Below are 523 nucleotides of genomic sequence, written 5' to 3' on the forward strand. Positions count from 1 at the left end.
TGATAACGACGTCTCGGTAGCGTCGCTGACGGTGAAAACGGCAGCGGAGAAGACAAGAAATTTTTGCCGCATCGCCTATCAGACGCCGGAAACGGGCTCTACTCACTGCGCGCGAAGCTACGAGGACGCGCTAATCCTCGCCAATCTCGGTCATTTCCAGATCCAGGACGATGAGCATGCCGCGACAGCGGCTTGGGAGATGGCGCAGAGCTTCGGGAAATCCGAGGAAGCGATCCGCTTCGCAATCATGGAAGAAGAATGGAATGTGCCGCGGTATATCCGGGAGGGATTGATTTGGCTCTCCGAGCCTCCTCCTGCCCCTGAACCGCCACCGCTCTTGCCCGCCCATCCGGAAGAGGCCGCGGCATGACCAAGAGACCATCCCCCGCAGTGTTGGCGGCCCAAGAAGCCCAAACCCGCATTGAACAATGTCTGGAGAACGGGCAGAATTTCCGTCTCGAGGCTGGGGCGGGAGCCGGCAAGACATACTCGCTCGTCGCCGCCCTCCGGAAGATCATAGACG

Annotated in this window: 1 protein-coding gene; it reads left to right on the top strand. The window is 59.8% G+C overall.

Going from position 1 to position 523, the window contains the following annotated elements:
* The coding region (locus AB4091_RS21855) for a hypothetical protein (RefSeq protein ID WP_442295017.1) at positions 1-370 on the top strand (370 nt) is incomplete at its 5' end.
* Positions 371-523 lie beyond the last annotated feature (153 nt).

The sequence above is a fragment of the Terrabacter sp. 2RAF25 genome (genome assembly GCF_052115265.1).
Classification (GTDB): Bacteria; Actinomycetota; Actinomycetes; order Actinomycetales; family Dermatophilaceae; genus Terrabacter.